Raw genomic sequence first — 17,374 nt, forward strand, 5'->3', positions numbered from 1 at the left:
CCTCATCTCAAAATTGATCGCCGTGCCACTGGCGACGTACATGGTCAAGCCGCTCCTGCTGGGTCAGCCCCACCGGGGGAGGCACCAGCACGGCACGCGGATGCAGCAAGCGTAGCCACAACCAGCCATCGAGCACGGTGCGGTCGCTGAACCCCAGCTCCAGGCCTTGTTGGACATGGGAGGCCATCGCCGCGTAATCGGTTCCCAACGATTGGCACCAGCGCCAGATGTGCTGCTCCAGCAGGCAGGTTTGCAGGCGCTCGCGCTGACGACGGGTGAGGTTTTCTTCGATGTTCAGTGGCTCGACGGCCAGCCCAGGGTTACGCAACTGCTGCCAACCCTGACTGCCAATCGCGTAGTCGGCCCAGGTGCCTCCGAACCAACGCAACAGGCGGATCGGCCCGAGCCAGCGACTCAATTCGCCAGCGTCACAGGCGTCGAAAAAATAGCTAGCGGTCTGGCGGTTGTAATAGCTGAGCAAGGCCCGATGGCTCAAGCCGAACGAGACCGTGAGCATGCGCTGCAAGTGGCTGAGCAGCTCCTGCGCCGTTGCCTCGCTGGCCAGCAGCAGACCGCGCCAGGTATCCGGGTCGCTGTGACACAACGACGCCAATGCCGGGCAATTGTGCAAGTCGACCAGCACCGGACCGTGCTCACTGACCGGTTGAAACTCGGTACCGTCAAACAACCAGAAGCACCGTACTCCGGGGAAGCCCTGATGCAATACCGTCAATGCCCGCGCGGCATCCGCGCCGTCGAGCAACAGCCATTGCGCCGTCGGCTCATGCGCCGCGCCACTCATGTTGCGCCGCTCTGTTCAAGCGCCGCGACCAGCCGACAACTGCAGACCGACTCTGCGCAGTGGCTGAAACTGCCACCTCCCGGAATCAGGCACAGCAGCAATAACGGTTCGCCCGACGTCAGCAGTTGCTGCAAGCCTTCACTCGCCAACCGGGTTGGCACAGGCATCGGCGGCTCATCGCTAATCTGCGCAGCCATGACCGACGGCTGGAGAACGCCGCTGATCACCGGTTGATCTGGATCGCCCTCAAAGAAACTCACCACCACTTCCACGCCATCGCTCAGCGCCGCCAACGGCGCATCGGCCAAGGCCGGTGCGAGCGGCAGCCAACAATGACTCGGCGCCGCACCTTCGCCCTGATAGAGCCAATGGAACTGCACCGCCACCGGCCGCCTGCAATCAGGCTGCGGCTCATCGACCGTCACCACCCAGGCCCGTTGCAGGCTGTGCATGCGCGGTCTCGACGGCATCGCGGCCGCCGCAGACGGCGGTAACTGCAGCGCACCGAACAGTCGGTTGGCATAGGGCAGATCAAGGGCCGGATCCGCGCAATGTTCAATCCGCGTCAACAACCAATGGCGATTGCACTCGGCGAACGGATGATCGGCCAGGCGCAGCCATTGACCGCTGCGCAACGCCGCCAAATCACTGCGTCCTTCGGCATTTGGCGCCTGCCACGCGCCCTCGCCCTGAAACGATTCCAGCAGTTGCCAATGGTGGACCGCGGGCGAAGAAAAAGGATCGGCGCGCTCGCGCTGATACAGCGCGACTTCAGCCAATGGCAACCGTGCTGGATCATCGCCGAACACCAGGCAATGCCGGTCATGCTCGTGTTCAAAGAAGTAGTGAATCCGTGCCTGCGCGCACAAGCGCTGGAGCAGTTGCAGATCGGACTCACGGTATTGCGTGCAGAACGTGCGGGCCGGGTAGTCGCCGTGCAAGTCGAAGCGTCGCTGAGCGCCGACAATCCCGTGCTCCCTGAGCACCTGATTGATGATCTGCGGCACCGATCGGCCACTGAATATCCGCTGACTGATACGCAGATCGAGGCAACCGAGTTTCGGCCCCAAACGGATCCGACTCAGCCGCGAACCGTGCCCGTGCTCATGCTGGACAAGACTCTGCAACTGCCCGTGCACGCCCTCCCCCGACGGTCCGAAACACAGGAACGCCGAACGGTAAAGCAGGCCGGCGAGATCCAGTTGCGGATCGTCGATCAACACATCGATCTCGAACGCAAAAGGCTCGTTGAGGGCTTCGCTACCGGTAAAGGCCAGGACTTCGAAAGGGGCGGACAGGCCCGCTACATCGAGACGAAACGACGACTCGTTGACTGGATCGAACATGGGCGGATCTCTACAGGAGGGGCGGTCGGGGATTCTCGCCGAGACCCCGTGCCGAGTAGAGTGCCGAAGTACAACTTAGGAAATGACCTACGCGAAAAGCAGACCGGATGACTTTGCCGGCCTGGATAGCCAAGCATTTCGCGAAGATTTTGGGATGTATCCCACCGAGCCATCCGATTTTTCCGCAGCGTTTGGGAAAATTTCAGACAACCCGGCGAGATTGCAACCTGGCCTCAGGAGGACAGGTAGGAGGAGCGGGTCAGGCCCAGACGCAAGGCATCGAGAAATTGCGTACGTTCGCTGGCACTGATGCGGGCACTGGCGCATTTGTCGCGGTAGTGAGTCATCAGTTCTTCCGGCGACAAGTGCACGTAACGCAGCATGTCTTCGATGGTGTCGTGGGTTTCGATGCCGGCGTGGTACACGCTGCCATCAGCGTTCTGGTAGATGTTCACCGAGTCGGTGTCACCGAACAGATTGTGCATGTCGCCGAGGATTTCCTGATAGGCGCCGACTAGGAACACACCCAGCAAGTAGTCTTCACCTTCGTTCAGGCCGTGCACGGGCAGGCTGGTCTCGATGCTCTGCTCGTCGACGTACTGGTTGATCTTGCCATCGGAGTCGCAGGTCAGATCCTGCAGCACAGCACGGCGTAGCGGCTCTTCGTCGAGGCGGTGCAGCGGGATGATCGGCAGTACCTGATCGATTGCCCAAGTGTCCGGCAGGCTCTGGAACACCGAGAAGTTGCAGATGTACTTGTCGGCCAGCTTGTCGTTGAGTTCGTCGAGCACCTGACGGTGTGAACGCTGACGGGCTTTCAGCGAGTTGTGCAGGCGACGGCACACGGCGAAGTAGCACTGCTCGGCCAAGGCTTTCTCGGCCAGGGTCAGCTTGCCGTCAGCGTACTGGGCTGCCACGTCGCTCATGTAGTGCGTGGCGCGCCAGTAGGTTTCGGTGACCATTTCGATGTCGGTCGGGCCCAGCAGGTCAACCAGCCACTGCACGGTTTCCGGCAGCGATTCCTTGTTCTCGATCTGCGGCACGTCGTCGTTGTGTTTCTCGACGTCGGTCACCTGCACCACCAGCATGGCGTGGTGCGCGGTCAGCGAACGGCCGCTTTCGGAGAAGATGTGCGGGTGTGGCAGGCTCTGCGCGTCGCAGAACTCCTTGAGCATCCCGACCACGACACCGGCGTAATCGTCCATGTCGTAGTTGATCGAACTGGCGTTGCGCGAGTGCGTGCCATCGTAGTCGACGCCCAGACCGCCGCCGACGTCGATGTGATCGACCGGCAGACCGAGATTGCGCAGCTCGCCGTAGTAACGGATCGCTTCCTTGAAGCCGTGCTGATAGTCGGCCAGGTTGGCGATCTGCGAACCCATGTGGAAGTGCAGCAGGCGAATGCCTTGATCCAGGCCGGCGGCACGGAAGCGCTCGACCACCGACAGCAGTTGCGCCGCCGACAGACCGAATTTGGACTTCTCACCACCGGTGTCCGCCCACTTGGACGACGCCAGCGACGACAGCCGCACGCGCAGGCCGACCTGTGGCTTGACCTTGAGCGAGGCGGCTTCTTCGATCACCAGAGCGACTTCGGACTCTTTCTCGATGACGATGAATACGTTGTGACCGAGTTTCTGGCCCATCAGCGCCAGACGAATGAACTCGCGGTCCTTGTAACCGTTGCAGACGATGGTGCCGCCCTTCGGCGCCAGTGCCAGCACGGCCAGCAGCTCAGGCTTGGAGCCGGCTTCCAGACCGATGGAGACGTCCTGGGTGGCGATGATGTTCTCGATCACCGCTTCTTGCTGGTTAACCTTGATCGGGTACAGCGCGGTGTACTTGCTTTGGTACTCCAGGCGCTCGATGTTCGCATCGAAAGCACCGGTCAGTTGACGGACACGGTCTTGCAGGATGTCGGGAAAACGAACCAGCAACGGCAAGGACAAACCGCTTTGGCGCAGTTGATCGACTTGCTCGAACAGGTCGATAGGCGAACTGTTCGGGCCGTTCGGACGAACTTCGACGCGACCGGCGTCATTGATCGCGAAATACCCGGCCCCCCAATGGCGAATCCCGTAAACACTGCGGCTGTCCGCAACTGTCCATTGGCTGCCATCGTCTTTGCGTGTGCGTCTTACGGACATCGAAGTCCCCTATAAAGAAGTCATAGTGCGTCGCCTGATCTCAGGCCGGCGCAGTCTAAAGAATGAAAATGACGGTTCGTCAGCGCGGCGGTAGACCGCGCTGACAGCGTGGAGTTTAGAAACCGGTCATGAACAGGCTCTGTGAAACCATGGAGACGACGCCGATGCTGAAACTGTTCAGAACCGGATCAAGCCGCAGGTGGGTTTCACAGAGGCTGCTAGCCGCCGGACTTCTTCGCTTTGAAACCGTGCTTGATCAGCTCAGCCAAGAGTAGCTCGACATGATCGCCCTGGATTTCGATGATCCCGTCTTTCAACGTCCCACCGGTGCCGCAACGTTTCTTTAACGTTGTCGCCAACTCTTTGAGCGCGTCTTCAGCCAGCGGCACGCCGGTGATGGTGGTCACCGTCTTGCCGCCACGGCCCTTGCTCTCGCGACGCACGCGGGCAATGCCGTCACCGGCCGGGATCACGGTTTGTTTGCAGATGCAGACGTCCACCGGTTTACTGCATTCCGGGCAATGACGACCTGCGTCGGTGGAAAATACCAGGCCACCTAGGGCGGCGAAGGATGCGGCTTTTTTGGCCACCGGCAATCCTCTTGGGAGGACAAAGACTGATCGCAACCTTGGGCAAGGTTATCGACCGCGAAGCCCCACTCAGGCAGGGGCAGCGCTACTGCACCGACGCTTCACTAAAAGCAGGCCGGTACAGCTTGAAAAGGTCGCGCAGTGTAACGGCAAAAACGCCGATTGCTAAGAGCCAATCGGCGCCAATTTATGTGTTCTTTGCGACGTCGCTTTGCTGAGCCTTCAGATAGCGCTTGAGCGCGGCCAACGAGTCCGGGCAATAAGGCTTTTGCTCGATTTCGCGCATCACTTGCTCGACGGAAATAAAGCGCGCTTCCAGCACTTCTTCGGGCTGCAGGATCAGTGGGCCGTCCCACACCGCGGAAAACGCCGAACACCACAGACGGTTGCCGGTGTCTTCGAAGTAGAAATGGTCGTGAGCGGTAAGTTCAACGCCGCTCACACCCAGTTCCTCTTCCAGCTCACGGGCCGCTGACTCGGCGTAAGTCTCATTCGCCTGAACCATGCCACCGGCCGCCACGTCCCAGTAACCGGGATAAATGGCCTTGCTCAACGTGCGCCGGTGCACGCAAAGGTCTCCGGCAGAATTGAACAGCATGATGTAAGTGCCGCGACCGATCAGTCCTCTATCGCGCAAATCGGCACGCACCAAGGCACCGAGCAGGTTGTCCTGCTCGTCAACCCAGGCAATGTGTTCGGCATCCGAGGCAGCGCGATGCGCCGCCTCTTTGGCGTTCTGACTCATGAATCAGCCCTGATTGAGCAGTTGACGCAAATCGATGACGGCGGCGTTAGCCCGGGAAATATAGTTGGCCATGACCAGCGAGTGGTTGGCCAGCACGCCGAAGCCACTGCCGTTGAGGATCATCGGGCTCCAGACAGGCTCCTGCGAGGCTTCCAGTTCGCGGATGATCTGACGCACGCTGACCGTGGCGTTCTTCTTCGCCAGCACATCGGCGAAGTCGACTTCGATGGCGCGCAGCAAGTGCGACAGCGCCCAGGCCTGACCGCGAGCTTCGTAGAAAACGTTGTCAATCTGCATCCACGGGGTTTCGACAACTTCTTCGTCGACCTGCGGCACTTCGCCAACGGCCGGAGCTTCGGTTTTCAGCGCGGTGTTGAGTTTGACCCGGCCGACGCTTGCCGACAGCCGTTGCGACAGCGAACCCAAGCGGGTGCCGACATCGCCCAGCCAGTTGTTCAGGTTATCGGCACGGGCGTAGAACAGCGCGTTTTTCTGGGTCGGATCAGACAAGCGTGCCTGATAACGGCTCAAGGAGTTGATGCCTTCCTGATACTCCGACTCACTGGATGGCAAGATCCAGCTCTTGTTGTCGAAGTTGAAACGCGGTTCGGCCTTGGCCAGATCGGCATCTTCCGCCGACTGCGATTGCGAACGGGCGAAGTCTTTGCGCAGGGCACGGGTCAAGTCGCGCACTTGCACCAGCACGCCATATTCCCAGCTCGGCGTGTTGTCCATCCACAGGCCTGGCGGGAAGCGGTCATTGGAAATGTAACCGCCCGGTTTGTCGAGCAAGGTGCTGGCAACGGTCTTGAGGGTTTCGACGGTGGTGTAGCCGATCACCATTTGCTTGCCTTCTTTCTCGGCAGCCAACTGCGCGTTTTGTGCCACCGGAAACAGCGCCGGCTCCTGGCTCCAGTACCAGCCAAGGCCGATGGTCACCAATAGATAGATGCCGACCAGCGTGGCCAGCGCACGGCTGAACAACACCCCGCCGACATAGCTGCGGGTTGCCGACTTCGGCTCGGCAGCACGTTCAGGCGCGCTGCCCGCGCGGTTTTTCCAGTCCAGCATGGCGATATCCTTTCAATCACTTGGGTTCAACGGTTCGACCACAACCATACAACAACGTGCCTTGGGCCGGCACCCGCCATTAAAGATAAGCCGTAAATCGTTCGAGCGAATGAGGCAACATTTGAACTAAGGGAATCCCTGATACCGACTCCTCACATCCATAGCGCCGCAGGGCAGTGAAAACCATCGTTCAGCGCATTCACTGCACTGATGAGATGCGCACCTGAAAATCACTCAGATTTAAGCAGATCACACTGCAAACTGCCGATTCAACGGGACTTCGCCGACGAACAGGTCAAAAACAAAACCTATTGGTCAGAAACTGAATAGTGATGCACTGCAGATTATTGACTCATGACACTCGTCTAAGGGAAAAGAGGTGCTAGCATAGAGCCACCAGTCGATCTCAGCATGCAGCCTAACTAGTAGTCAGGATATGACCGAGCCAGAAGACCCCAGCCGTGAGCGTCTCAAGCACCACTTTGCCCAGCGGGTAATTCATCAGGCACGTCAGATTCTTGAGATATGGCAGCGCCTGCAACGCAGTGAGTGGTCCACCGTCGACCTCGCCGAACTGAGCGAGGCCAACTTGCGCCTGCTGCGTTTTGCCGAGCGCTTCGAACAGCCCGAACACACCCAGCTTGCGCGCCACATCGGCCAGTCGCTGGAAGCGGTGGATGCCAATCGTGGCCGACTGAGCAGTGGATTGATCACTGACCTCAATCGCTTGATGCAACGCCTGTCACGCACCGGCCTGCGCCATGGCGATCAACTCGACCAGACCTTCCTGCCGCCGCTGCGCAAACCGATCTACGTCATGCTGCAGGACCATGACCGCGCTGAGCGATTGGCCAAACAACTGGAATTTTTCGGTCTGAGCGCTCAGGCGCTTGATAGCGTGGCAGCGTTTCGCTCCTCGATGGTCGAGCGTTTGCCAGCCGCGATCGTCATGGACGTAGATTTCAGCGGGGCCGGCATTGGCCTGAAACTCGCCGCCGAAGCGCAAGTAGGCCTGGACGAGCCGTTGCCGTTGCTATTCTTCAGCCTGCACGAAACCGATACGCCGACCCGCCTCGCCGCCGTGCGCGCCGGCGGTCAGGAATTTCTCACCGGCACCCTCGAAGCGTCGAGCCTGCTGGAGAAGATCGAAGTCCTCACCTGCGTCGCTCAGTACGAACCTTATAAAGTGCTGATCATCGATGACTCCCGCGCCCAGGCCTTACACACCGAACGCCTGCTCAACAGCGCCGGGATCGTCACACGCACCCTGATCGAACCGATTCAGGCCATGGCCGAACTGGCGGATTTCCAGCCAGACCTGATCATCCTCGACATGTACATGCCGGCCTGCACTGGCACCGAGCTGGCCAAGGTGATCCGCCACAACGACCGCTACGTCAGCGTGCCGATCATTTACCTGTCGGCCGAAGACGATCTGGATAAACAGCTCGACGCCATGAGCGAGGGCGGCGACGATTTCCTGACCAAACCGATCAAGCCACGCCACCTGATCACCACCGTGCGCAACCGCGCCGCCCGTGCGCGCAACCTCAAGGCGCGGATGGTGCGCGACAGCCTGACCGGTTTGTACAACCACACCCACATTTTGCAATTGCTCGAAGACTGCTCGTTCCGCGCCCGCCGCGAGAACAAGCCGCTGAGCTTTGCGATGCTCGACATCGACCACTTCAAACGGGTCAATGACAGCCACGGCCACCCAATGGGCGACCGCGTGATCAAGAGCCTCGCGCTGTTTCTTAAACAACGTCTGCGCAAAACCGATTTCATCGGCCGGTACGGCGGCGAAGAGTTCGCCATCGTCATGCCCGACACCGATATCGAAGCCGCGCACAAAGTGCTCGACGAGATTCGTCAACGCTTTGCCGAAATCCACTACCCCGCGCAACCGCAAGATTTGTGGTGCACCTTCAGCGCCGGGGTGGTGGAAATGCATGACGATTCCGACAGCCTGATGATGGCCAGCCAAGCCGACGAAGCGCTGTACCGCGCCAAGGGTGCCGGACGCAATCGAGTGCAGGCCGCGCGGGACTCAAAGCAAAGTGCCATCTTTTCATCGGAATCAACCGATTCGGTCATAACCTTGTAATAGAACCGCAATAAATTCAGGCGCTTACCATTTCTGCCGTTGGTAGCCGTCATGCGCCTGAAGTTGCTCACCAATCTCAATACTCTGCTGCTGGTCGCCGTGTGCGTGGCACTCGGTGCCACCCTGTGGTGGTCGCAAAAAGCTCTGGAACGCCCGTATTTGCTGATGGAGCGTTATCTGGGACTGTCGCAGCAATTTCAGAATGAGGTGGCGCGCAACGTCGAGGACTACCTCGCCAGTGGCGATGCACTGCGCCTGAGCAGCGCCAGCCAGGCCATCGAAGGCTTGCAAAAAGAACTCGGCGAATTGCCGCCAGCACTGGCCGACACGCTGCACCCGAGCCTGTCGAGCCTCGAAGAATTCAGCAAAACCGATCTGCTCGCTGCCGGCAAACTGGCCGGTGATCCGCAGGCATTACTGCTGCAGGCCGAACGCGAACTGAGCGCCAGCCTCGAGCAACTCAGCACTTACGCCAATGGCAACGCGGCCTACCTGACGCCGCTCCTCGTCGCGTCTCAGCACTTGGGCAAACTGTCGTTGGCGCGGGACAAACTGGTCAGTAGCGGACGCAGCGAATTAGCCGCCGACGTTGAGCGAGAAGTCAGCAACATCCGCGCCCAAGCGCAGGTGATCGACGCCCTGCCCTTGCTCGGTGTGGTCGCCAGCAATGAATCGAACAGCGATGACTTCGCAGCGATGATGGGCATCGAGAACACCGAAAAAGCCGTCGCCGAAGATGCCGGTGTCGGCCTCAAGCGTGAACTCAACAGCCTGCTCGGCCGCTACCCGGCGGAGCTGGAACGCACCCGCGAGCAGATCCAGAAACGCACCGACCTGAGCAGCGCCACACACTTGAAAATCGCCGCCGTGCAGCAAGCCATCGCCGGACTGGAGCCCGTGGTGCGCGCCCAGCACGGAAAAATCCAGGGTGAAGTGCGACTGATGCAGGGCGCGATGATCGGCTTGATTCTGTTGATTGCGCTGCTGATCGATACTCTGCAGCGACGTCTGGCCCGCACCCTGACCCACCTGGCTCCAGCCCTGTCGACCTGGGCCGAAGGCGATTTCAGCCGTGACATTCAGTTAGGCAAAACCAATCGCGAACTGCACGACATCGAAGCCTCGCTCAACCGCCTGCGTGCCTATCTGGTCGATCTGGTCGGCACCATTCGCGGCAATGCCGAGCAAGTGGCGGGCAGCAGTCGGACCCTCGCCGAGTTGAGCAACGACTTGCACAGCGGCGCCGAACATCAGGCCGGTGATACGGCGCTGATCCGCGACTCCCTCGGCGAACTTGAGGCCACCATTCAGCAAGTCGCCGGTGATGCTCAGCAGGCAGCGGATGCCAGTCGCCATGCAGGTCTGGCCGTTGAGCACGGTCAGACCGTCATCGGCCAGAGCCTGACGGGGTTGCACGCGCTGGTGGGTGAAGTGCAAGGCAACGCGCAGATGATCGAACATCTGGCCGAAGAGTCGGCGACCATTGGCGGCGTGCTGACGGTGATCCGCTCAATTGCCGACCAGACCAACCTGCTGGCGCTGAACGCGGCGATTGAAGCGGCACGCGCCGGGGAGATGGGCCGCGGTTTTGCCGTAGTCGCCGAGGAAGTCCGCTCGCTGGCGCAGCGGACGGCGGGGGCGACGGCAGAAATCCAAACACTGATCGCCGGCCTGCAAACCGCCGCCCGGCAATCGGTCGAGGGCATGCGCGCGCAGGTCGAGCACGCCGAAGCCACGGCCAATCAGGCGCAAGCGGCGGATGGCGCGCTGGATAAAATCGTTGGCGCGATCCAGACCATTTCCGACACGGCGATCCGCATTGCCGATGTCACCGCCCAACAGAGCGGCGCGGTCAGCGAGATTCGCGATCACAGCGAACGGATTCATCAACTGGGTGGGGATAACTTGCTGCGCATTGGTCAGGGACGTGAACAGGGTGAGAACCTGCTGGTGCTGGGCGGCCAACTGCATACAGCCGTTCAGGCCTTCCGCGTTTGATCGATCGCCTTCGCGAGCAAGCTCGCTCCCACCATGAATCGGTGTTGCTCACAATCGCTGTGGGAGCGAGCTTGCTCGCGAAGGCGTCCAACCATCACAAGTGACCGGATTTAATGACACGGTCACAAATTTCGCGCAAACATCGGCCATCGTGCTGGCTATTGCATAGAACTGGACAGTCACAAAGCCTTTGCGGCATAGTCGCCGGGTTCTGACGATTGCTCACTCATGACAAGGACTACGCAGATGGCAACCCTACTGGTGCTGCACGGCCCCAACCTGAACCTGCTCGGCACCCGTGAACCGGGCACCTATGGGTCGACGACCCTGGCGCAGATCAATCAGGACCTGGAACGCCGCGCCCGCGAAGCAGGCCATCATCTGCTGTACCTGCAAAGCAATGCCGAATACGAATTGATCGACCGCATCCACGCCGCTCGCGGCGAAGGGGTGGACTTCATCCTGATCAATCCAGCAGCTTTTACGCACACAAGTGTCGCATTACGTGACGCGCTGCTGGGAGTGAGCATCCCATTCATCGAAGTGCATTTGTCCAACGTGCACAAACGCGAACCTTTCCGCCATCACTCTTACTTCTCCGACGTAGCGGTGGGAGTGATCTGCGGCCTTGGCGCCAGCGGTTACCGACTGGCCCTGGAGGCTGCCCTGGAACAGCTTGAAAGACAGGCAACGGCTTGAACAACAAGCGTTAAACGCCCCTGACCGACCCTTGGGAGTTGATGATTCATGGATATCCGTAAAGTTAAGAAACTGATCGAATTGCTGGAAGAGTCCGGCATCGACGAGCTCGAGATCAAGGAAGGCGAAGAGTCCGTACGTATCAGCCGCCACAGCAAGACCCCGGCTCAGCAGTACTACGCGCCTGCACCGATGCAAGCACCGGCTGCTGCACCTGTTGCCGCTGCTCCTGTTGCTGCTGCAGCCCCGGCTGCCGCTGCGGCTCCAGCGCTGAACGGCACCGTTGCCCGTTCGCCGATGGTCGGTACTTTCTACCGCAAGTCTTCGCCAGCCTCGCCGTCCTTCGTTGAAGTCGGCCAGACCGTGAAGAAAGGCGACACCCTGTGCATCGTTGAAGCCATGAAGATGATGAACCACATCGAAGCTGAAACCAGCGGTGTGATCGAGTCCATCCTCGTCGAAGACGGCCAGCCGGTTGAGTACGACCAACCGCTGTTCACCATCGTTTGAACTGCGGAGAGCCTTTGATGACTGCGAAGTTGGAAAAAGTTCTGATCGCTAACCGCGGTGAGATCGCCCTGCGGATTCTGCGTGCCTGCAAAGAGATGGGCATCAAGACCGTCGCCGTTTACTCCAAGGCCGATAAAGAGCTGATGCACCTGGGTCTGGCAGACGAATCCGTCTGCATCGGCCCGGCGTCTGCCGCTCAGTCTTACCTGCACATCCCGGCCATCATCGCTGCCGCTGAAGTGACTGGCGCTACCGCCATTCACCCAGGCTACGGTTTCCTCGCGGAAAACGCCGATTTTGCCGAGCAGGTCGAGAACTCCGGCTTCGCTTTCATCGGCCCGAAAGCCGACACCATTCGCCTGATGGGTGACAAGGTATCGGCCAAGCACGCGATGATCGAAGCAGGCGTGCCAACCGTTCCAGGTTCCGACGGCCCACTGCCGGAAGACGAAGAAACGGCGCTGCGCATTGGTCGTGAAGTCGGCTACCCGGTGATCATCAAAGCCGCTGGCGGCGGCGGTGGTCGCGGCATGCGTGTGGTTCATAAGGAAGAAGACCTGATTTCCTTCGCCAAACTGACCCGCACCGAAGCAGGCGCGGCGTTTGGCAACCCGATGGTCTATCTGGAAAAATTCCTGACCAATCCGCGTCACGTCGAAGTACAGGTGCTGTCCGACGGCCAAGGCCAGGCCATCCATCTGGGCGACCGCGATTGCTCGCTGCAACGTCGTCACCAGAAGGTTCTCGAAGAAGCGCCAGCACCGGGCATCGACGAGCAGGCTCGCCAGGAAGTTCTGGCTCGCTGCATCAAGGCGTGCATCGACATCGGTTACCGTGGCGCCGGCACTTTCGAGTTCCTGTACGAAAACGGTCGTTTCTACTTCATCGAAATGAACACCCGTGTTCAGGTGGAGCACCCGGTTTCGGAAATGGTCACCGGTATCGACATCGTCAAGGAGATGCTCAGCATCGCCGCTGGCAACAAGCTGTCGTTCACGCAGGATGACGTGGTGATCCGCGGTCACTCGCTGGAATGCCGGATCAACGCTGAAGACCCGAAAACCTTCATGCCGAGCCCGGGCACGGTCAAGCATTTCCACGCCCCAGGCGGCAACGGCGTTCGCGTCGATTCGCACCTGTACAGCGGTTATGCAGTTCCGCCGAACTACGACTCGCTGATCGGCAAGCTGATCACTTATGGCGCCACCCGCGACGAAGCCATGGCACGCATGCGCAATGCCCTGGACGAAATCGTGGTTGACGGGATCAAGACCAACATCCCGCTGCACCGTGATCTGGTGCGTGACGAAGGTTTCTGCAAAGGGGGCGTGAACATTCACTACCTCGAGCACAAGCTGGCAGGCGAGAAGCACTAAGCTTCAGCCCGCACCTGACAGAGCCGCCTTCGGGCGGCTTTGTTGTTTCTACAGTTCTCAAATACCCCTTGTGGGAGCGGGCCTGCTCGCGAAAGCGGTGTATCAGATACGTTTATTTGTCTGGCACACCGCTTTCGCGAGCAAGCCCGCACCCACAGGGTGCAATGCCGCTCCCACAAAACCTGCGCGCTCGCGTAAACTTGCGCGCTTCTCGCTGGCCGCTAGGCTGCAATCATATTTTTTCAAAGGTGCCCGCCATGCCTTGGCTGCAAGTACGTCTGGCCATCAGCCCGGAACAAGCCGAAACCTACGAAGACGCGTTCCTTGAAGTCGGCGCCGTATCGGTGACCTTCATGGACGCCGAAGATCAGCCGATCTTCGAGCCGGAACTCAACACCACCCCGCTGTGGGCGCACACGCACCTGCTGGCCCTGTTCGAGGGCGGCACCGAACCCGCACCGGTACTGGCGCACCTGGAACTGCTGACCGGCAGCCCGCTGCCGGAGCATCACAGCGAAGTCATCGAAGACCAGGACTGGGAACGCAGCTGGATGGACGGTTTCCAGCCGATGCGCTTCGGTCAGCGCCTGTGGATCGTACCGAGCTGGCACGCCGCGCCCGAGCCTGACGCAGTCAATCTGCTGCTGGACCCGGGCCTGGCCTTCGGCACCGGCACCCACCCGACCACCGCGCTGTGCCTGGAATGGCTCGACGGTCAGGATCTGAAAGACTGCAACGTGCTGGATTTCGGCTGCGGCTCGGGGATTCTGGCCATCGCCGCCCTGCTGCTCGGTGCGAAAGAAGCCGTCGGTACCGACATCGACGTGCAGGCACTGGAAGCCTCGCGTGACAACGCCGGGCGCAACAACATCGCCGAAGAGCTGTTCCCGCTGTACCTGCCGGAAGATCTGCCGCAGGTCAAAGCTGACGTGCTGGTCGCCAACATCCTCGCCGGCCCGCTGGTCTCGCTGGCCCCGCAACTGTCCAGCCTGGTCAAGTCCGGCGGGCGTCTGGCGCTGTCGGGCATTCTTGCCGAACAAGGCGATGAGGTCGCTGCCGCGTATGCTCAGGACTTCGACCTCGACCCGATCGCCAATCGCGATGGCTGGGTGCGCATCACCGGACGTCGGCGCTAGAATGGCCGCCTGCATAATCCGGATCGCCGCATGACCGACAGCTTCGTCACCCAGTGTCCGCATTGCCAAACCAGTTTCCGTGTCAGCCATGCCCAATTGAGCGTGGCCCGCGGGGTGGTTCGCTGCGGCGCCTGCCTGCAAGTATTCAATGCCGCCAAACAGCTGCTTGAGCAACACGCCGGCAAGGACGCGGTGGCGCCGGTCGCACCGCCGATTGAGGCGCTCTCCGCCGAAGAGCTACCGGCTATCGAGCCACCAGCCATCGTCGAACCGCCCACGCCGCGTGCCATCAGCCAAAAGCAGTGGAGCGCCTCGGAACTGGATCTCGACAGCCTGGATCTGGACGAAGAACTCGCCCGCCTCGAACAACGGGAAATTCAGCCAGCCACCGAACTCGGTCGCCCGCGCGAAGACGCCCTGATCGCCCGCCGCGACAGTCCTGAGCCGGAAGAGTCGGCATGGCCCGACAGCCTGTTCAGCGCACCTGCTGATGAGCGAACGCCGGAACCCGAGGCAGAAACGGATACCGTCGACATCGAGCCAGTCAAATCGGCGCGGACCGAGCCATCGCTGTCGTTGGAACCGGTGGAGCTGGATGACGAACCCGCGATCCCGCAACTGCGTCTGCACGATCCAATCGATCCGAACGCCCGCCGCGAACGCCGGTCCGCCAGTCACGAAGCCGATGACGACGATCTGCCATTGATCGAACCGCAGCGCAAAAAGCGCGAGCGCGCCGAAGCCCTGCAAGACCTGACCGATGACCCGCTGCAACTGGACTGGCAGAAACGCCGGTCACCGTGGGGCCGCCGCTTGCTATGGATGCTGTTGGTGCTGCTGGCAGCCGGCACCCTCGCCGGCCAGTACATCGCCTATCATTTCGATGAGCTGGCGCGCCAGGATCAATACCGCCCGTGGTTCCAGCAGCTCTGCCCGCAGATCGGTTGCACGGTGCCGTCCAAGGTCGATATCGCCCGAATCAAGAGCAGCAATCTGGTCGTGCGCAGTCATCCCGAGTTCAGCGGCGCACTGGTCGTCGACGCGATCATCTATAACCGCGCGACGTTCTCCCAGCCGTTCCCGCTACTGGAGCTGCGTTTTGCTGACCTCAACGGCCACCTGATCGCCAGTCGCCGCTTCAAACCGGGTGAATACCTCAACGGCGATCTGGAAGGTCTGGCGGAAATGCCGCCACAAACACCGATCCACATCGCGCTGGACATTCTCGATCCAGGCCCGAAAGCGGTGAATTACAGCCTGAGTTTTCACTCACCCGAGTGAACCGCTTCACCGTTTCCTGATTGACGGCAGTTTTCTGACTGCGCTGCGCCCAACCAAACCGCTGGCGATAACAGAATAACTGTTCAGATTTTGTTCAATTCAGCCTTTATCCAGTCATCGAGAGCGGGTATCATGCCAACCCTTTTTCGAACTCTCATGATCCGGCCCCACTTCAGGGAAGTCCTATGTCGGCGGTACGCATCGGCCCATACACATTGCAGAACGGCTTGATTCTCGCCCCGATGGCGGGGGTTACCGATCAGCCCTTTCGTCAGCTCTGCAAGCGTCTGGGCGCAGGGCTTGTGGTCTCGGAAATGGTCACCAGTGACATGAGCCTGTGGAATACCCGCAAGTCGCGCATGCGCATGATCCACGAAGGCGATCCCGAGCCACGCTCGGTGCAGATTGCCGGTGGCGACGCGCAAATGCTGGCAGATGCGGCACGGGCCAACGTCGAACTGGGCGCACAGATTATTGACATCAACATGGGTTGCCCGGCGAAGAAGGTCTGCAACAAGGCCGCCGGCTCCGCGTTATTGAAAGATGAAGCATTGGTAACCGAGATCCTGCAGGCCGTCGTGGCCGCGGTTGATGTGCCGGTCACCCTGAAGATCCGCACGGGATGGGATCGCGACAACAAGAACGGCCTGACCGTGGCGAAGATCGCCGAACAGGCCGGGATCGCCGCGCTGGCCGTGCATGGCCGCACTCGCGCCGATCTGTACACAGGTGTTGCCGAGTACGACACGATTGCCGCGATCAAGCAGGCGGTGTCGATGCCGGTATTTGCCAATGGCGATATCGATTCGCCGGAAAAGGCCCGTTACGTGCTCGACGCGACCGGCGCCGATGGTCTGTTGGTAGGCCGTGCCGCTCAAGGGCGGCCATGGATTTTTCGCGAGATCGATCACTTCCTGCGTACCGGCGAGAAATTGCCGGCCCCGAAGTTGGTCGAGGTGGAACGCATTCTGCTTGAGCATCTGGCCGCACTTCACGCTTTCTATGGGGACGTGATGGGCGTACGCATTGCTCGAAAGCATGTGGGCTGGTATCTCGCAACCTTGCCGGGCGCCAGGGAGTTTCGCGCCCACTTCAATCGTTTGGATGGTACGGAAACACAATGCGCCAACGTTCGGGAGTTCTTCGTCGAGCGTTACAAGAGCCTGACAGGGGACGAAGAAGGGGTGGCCGCATGACGATGATGACCGAGACTTTAGTGAGTGGAACAACACCCGTGAGCGACAACGTGAATTTGAAACAGCACCTCAACACCCCGAGCGAAGAAGGTCAGACCCTTCGCGGGAGTGTCGAGAAGGCGCTGCACAATTATTTCGCCCACCTTGAGGGCGCGTCCGTCACTGACGTGTATAACCTGGTGCTCTCCGAAGTCGAGGCTCCCCTGCTCGAAAGCGTGATGAACTACGTCAAGGGCAACCAGACCAAGGCCAGTGAGTTGCTGGGACTTAACCGCGGCACACTGCGCAAGAAACTCAAGCAGTACGATCTGCTGTAAGCATTCAATCAAACCAGAAAGGCGCCCGCGTAAAACCGGTCGCCTTTTTTGCT

Annotated in this window: 15 protein-coding genes; 9 read left to right on the top strand and 6 right to left on the bottom strand. The window is 60.3% G+C overall.

What is annotated here, in order from left to right; all coding sequences use genetic code 11:
• Positions 1 to 7: 7 nt before the first annotated feature.
• The 6 genes from K5E40_RS23135 to K5E40_RS23160 form a co-directional block, all read right to left on the bottom strand.
• The gene (locus K5E40_RS23135; RefSeq protein ID WP_221732796.1) at positions 8 to 802 is read right to left on the bottom strand and encodes a DUF4123 domain-containing protein; all 795 of its coding nucleotides are present in this window, start codon (positions 800 to 802) and stop codon (positions 8 to 10) included.
• Complete coding sequence (locus tag K5E40_RS23140; protein WP_221732797.1) at positions 799 to 2,148, bottom strand: type VI secretion system Vgr family protein; 1,350 nt, start codon at positions 2,146 to 2,148, stop codon at positions 799 to 801. The genes K5E40_RS23135 and K5E40_RS23140 overlap by 4 nt, the downstream gene beginning before the upstream one ends.
• Positions 2,149 to 2,381: 233 nt before the next feature.
• Complete coding sequence (gene speA / locus K5E40_RS23145; protein WP_221732798.1) at positions 2,382 to 4,295, bottom strand: arginine decarboxylase; 1,914 nt, start codon at positions 4,293 to 4,295, stop codon at positions 2,382 to 2,384.
• A 218-nt stretch (positions 4,296 to 4,513) separates the two neighbouring features.
• Complete coding sequence (locus K5E40_RS23150; protein ID WP_221732799.1) at positions 4,514 to 4,885, bottom strand: translation initiation factor Sui1; 372 nt, start codon at positions 4,883 to 4,885, stop codon at positions 4,514 to 4,516.
• A 187-nt stretch (positions 4,886 to 5,072) separates the two neighbouring features.
• On the bottom strand, positions 5,073 to 5,630 hold the full coding sequence (locus K5E40_RS23155; RefSeq protein WP_221732800.1) for an NUDIX hydrolase: 558 nt from the start codon (positions 5,628 to 5,630) through the stop codon (positions 5,073 to 5,075).
• A gap of 3 nt (positions 5,631 to 5,633) precedes the next feature.
• Positions 5,634 to 6,701, bottom strand: a complete 1,068-nt coding sequence (locus K5E40_RS23160; protein WP_221732801.1) for a DUF2333 family protein — start codon at positions 6,699 to 6,701, stop codon at positions 5,634 to 5,636.
• Between the two features lie 436 nt (positions 6,702 to 7,137).
• Here K5E40_RS23160 and gcbA point away from each other — a divergent pair, with 436 nt between their 5' ends.
• From gcbA to fis, 9 genes are all read left to right on the top strand, one after another.
• Positions 7,138 to 8,808 carry a diguanylate cyclase GcbA gene (gcbA, locus tag K5E40_RS23165; RefSeq protein WP_221732802.1) on the top strand — a complete coding sequence of 557 codons (1,671 nt, stop codon included), beginning with the start codon at positions 7,138 to 7,140 and terminating at the stop codon, positions 8,806 to 8,808.
• Between the two features lie 954 nt (positions 8,809 to 9,762).
• Entirely contained in the window at positions 9,763 to 10,806 is a 1,044-nt protein-coding gene (locus tag K5E40_RS35695) for a methyl-accepting chemotaxis protein (RefSeq protein ID WP_401137931.1), read from the top strand.
• A gap of 246 nt (positions 10,807 to 11,052) precedes the next feature.
• Positions 11,053 to 11,505 carry a type II 3-dehydroquinate dehydratase gene (gene aroQ, locus K5E40_RS23175; protein ID WP_221732804.1) on the top strand — a complete coding sequence of 151 codons (453 nt, stop codon included), beginning with the start codon at positions 11,053 to 11,055 and terminating at the stop codon, positions 11,503 to 11,505.
• Positions 11,506 to 11,553: 48 nt separating this feature from the next.
• Positions 11,554 to 12,015 (top strand): acetyl-CoA carboxylase biotin carboxyl carrier protein, encoded by a 462-nt coding sequence (accB, locus tag K5E40_RS23180; RefSeq protein ID WP_187678519.1) that lies wholly within the window; start codon positions 11,554 to 11,556, stop codon positions 12,013 to 12,015.
• A 17-nt stretch (positions 12,016 to 12,032) separates the two neighbouring features.
• Positions 12,033 to 13,391 (top strand): acetyl-CoA carboxylase biotin carboxylase subunit, encoded by a 1,359-nt coding sequence (gene accC, locus K5E40_RS23185; RefSeq protein WP_221732805.1) that lies wholly within the window; start codon positions 12,033 to 12,035, stop codon positions 13,389 to 13,391.
• Between the two features lie 257 nt (positions 13,392 to 13,648).
• Positions 13,649 to 14,527, top strand: coding sequence for a 50S ribosomal protein L11 methyltransferase (gene prmA, locus K5E40_RS23190; RefSeq protein ID WP_221732806.1), 879 nt, complete (start codon positions 13,649 to 13,651; stop codon positions 14,525 to 14,527).
• 30 nt (positions 14,528 to 14,557) lie between these two features.
• Positions 14,558 to 15,808: a DUF3426 domain-containing protein gene (locus tag K5E40_RS23195; RefSeq protein ID WP_221732807.1), complete on the top strand. Its 1,251-nt coding sequence runs from the start codon at positions 14,558 to 14,560 to the stop codon at positions 15,806 to 15,808.
• A gap of 185 nt (positions 15,809 to 15,993) precedes the next feature.
• Positions 15,994 to 17,004, top strand: a complete 1,011-nt coding sequence (dusB, locus tag K5E40_RS23200) for a tRNA dihydrouridine synthase DusB (protein WP_221732808.1) — start codon at positions 15,994 to 15,996, stop codon at positions 17,002 to 17,004.
• Positions 17,001 to 17,321, top strand: a complete 321-nt coding sequence (gene fis / locus K5E40_RS23205) for a DNA-binding transcriptional regulator Fis (protein WP_002555375.1) — start codon at positions 17,001 to 17,003, stop codon at positions 17,319 to 17,321. Before dusB ends, fis begins: the two co-directional genes overlap by 4 nt.
• Positions 17,322 to 17,374: the final 53 nt, after the last annotated feature.

The sequence above is a fragment of the Pseudomonas baetica genome, assembly GCF_019733355.1.
In the GTDB taxonomy this organism is placed as follows: Bacteria; Pseudomonadota; Gammaproteobacteria; order Pseudomonadales; family Pseudomonadaceae; genus Aquipseudomonas; species Aquipseudomonas baetica_A.

Coding starts and splice junctions, on each gene's coding strand:
- K5E40_RS23135 (WP_221732796.1), bottom strand. CDS start 802: ATGAGTGGCGCGGCGCATGAGCCGACGGCGCAATGGCTGTTGCTCGAC.
- K5E40_RS23140 (WP_221732797.1), bottom strand. CDS start 2,148: ATGTTCGATCCAGTCAACGAGTCGTCGTTTCGTCTCGATGTAGCGGGC.
- speA (WP_221732798.1), bottom strand. CDS start 4,295: ATGTCCGTAAGACGCACACGCAAAGACGATGGCAGCCAATGGACAGTT.
- K5E40_RS23155 (WP_221732800.1), bottom strand. CDS start 5,630: ATGAGTCAGAACGCCAAAGAGGCGGCGCATCGCGCTGCCTCGGATGCC.
- K5E40_RS23160 (WP_221732801.1), bottom strand. CDS start 6,701: ATGCTGGACTGGAAAAACCGCGCGGGCAGCGCGCCTGAACGTGCTGCC.
- gcbA (WP_221732802.1), top strand. CDS start 7,138: ATGACCGAGCCAGAAGACCCCAGCCGTGAGCGTCTCAAGCACCACTTT.
- K5E40_RS35695 (WP_401137931.1), top strand. CDS start 9,763: ATGATCGGCTTGATTCTGTTGATTGCGCTGCTGATCGATACTCTGCAG.
- aroQ (WP_221732804.1), top strand. CDS start 11,053: ATGGCAACCCTACTGGTGCTGCACGGCCCCAACCTGAACCTGCTCGGC.
- accB (WP_187678519.1), top strand. CDS start 11,554: ATGGATATCCGTAAAGTTAAGAAACTGATCGAATTGCTGGAAGAGTCC.
- accC (WP_221732805.1), top strand. CDS start 12,033: ATGACTGCGAAGTTGGAAAAAGTTCTGATCGCTAACCGCGGTGAGATC.
- prmA (WP_221732806.1), top strand. CDS start 13,649: ATGCCTTGGCTGCAAGTACGTCTGGCCATCAGCCCGGAACAAGCCGAA.
- K5E40_RS23195 (WP_221732807.1), top strand. CDS start 14,558: ATGACCGACAGCTTCGTCACCCAGTGTCCGCATTGCCAAACCAGTTTC.
- dusB (WP_221732808.1), top strand. CDS start 15,994: ATGTCGGCGGTACGCATCGGCCCATACACATTGCAGAACGGCTTGATT.
- fis (WP_002555375.1), top strand. CDS start 17,001: ATGACGATGATGACCGAGACTTTAGTGAGTGGAACAACACCCGTGAGC.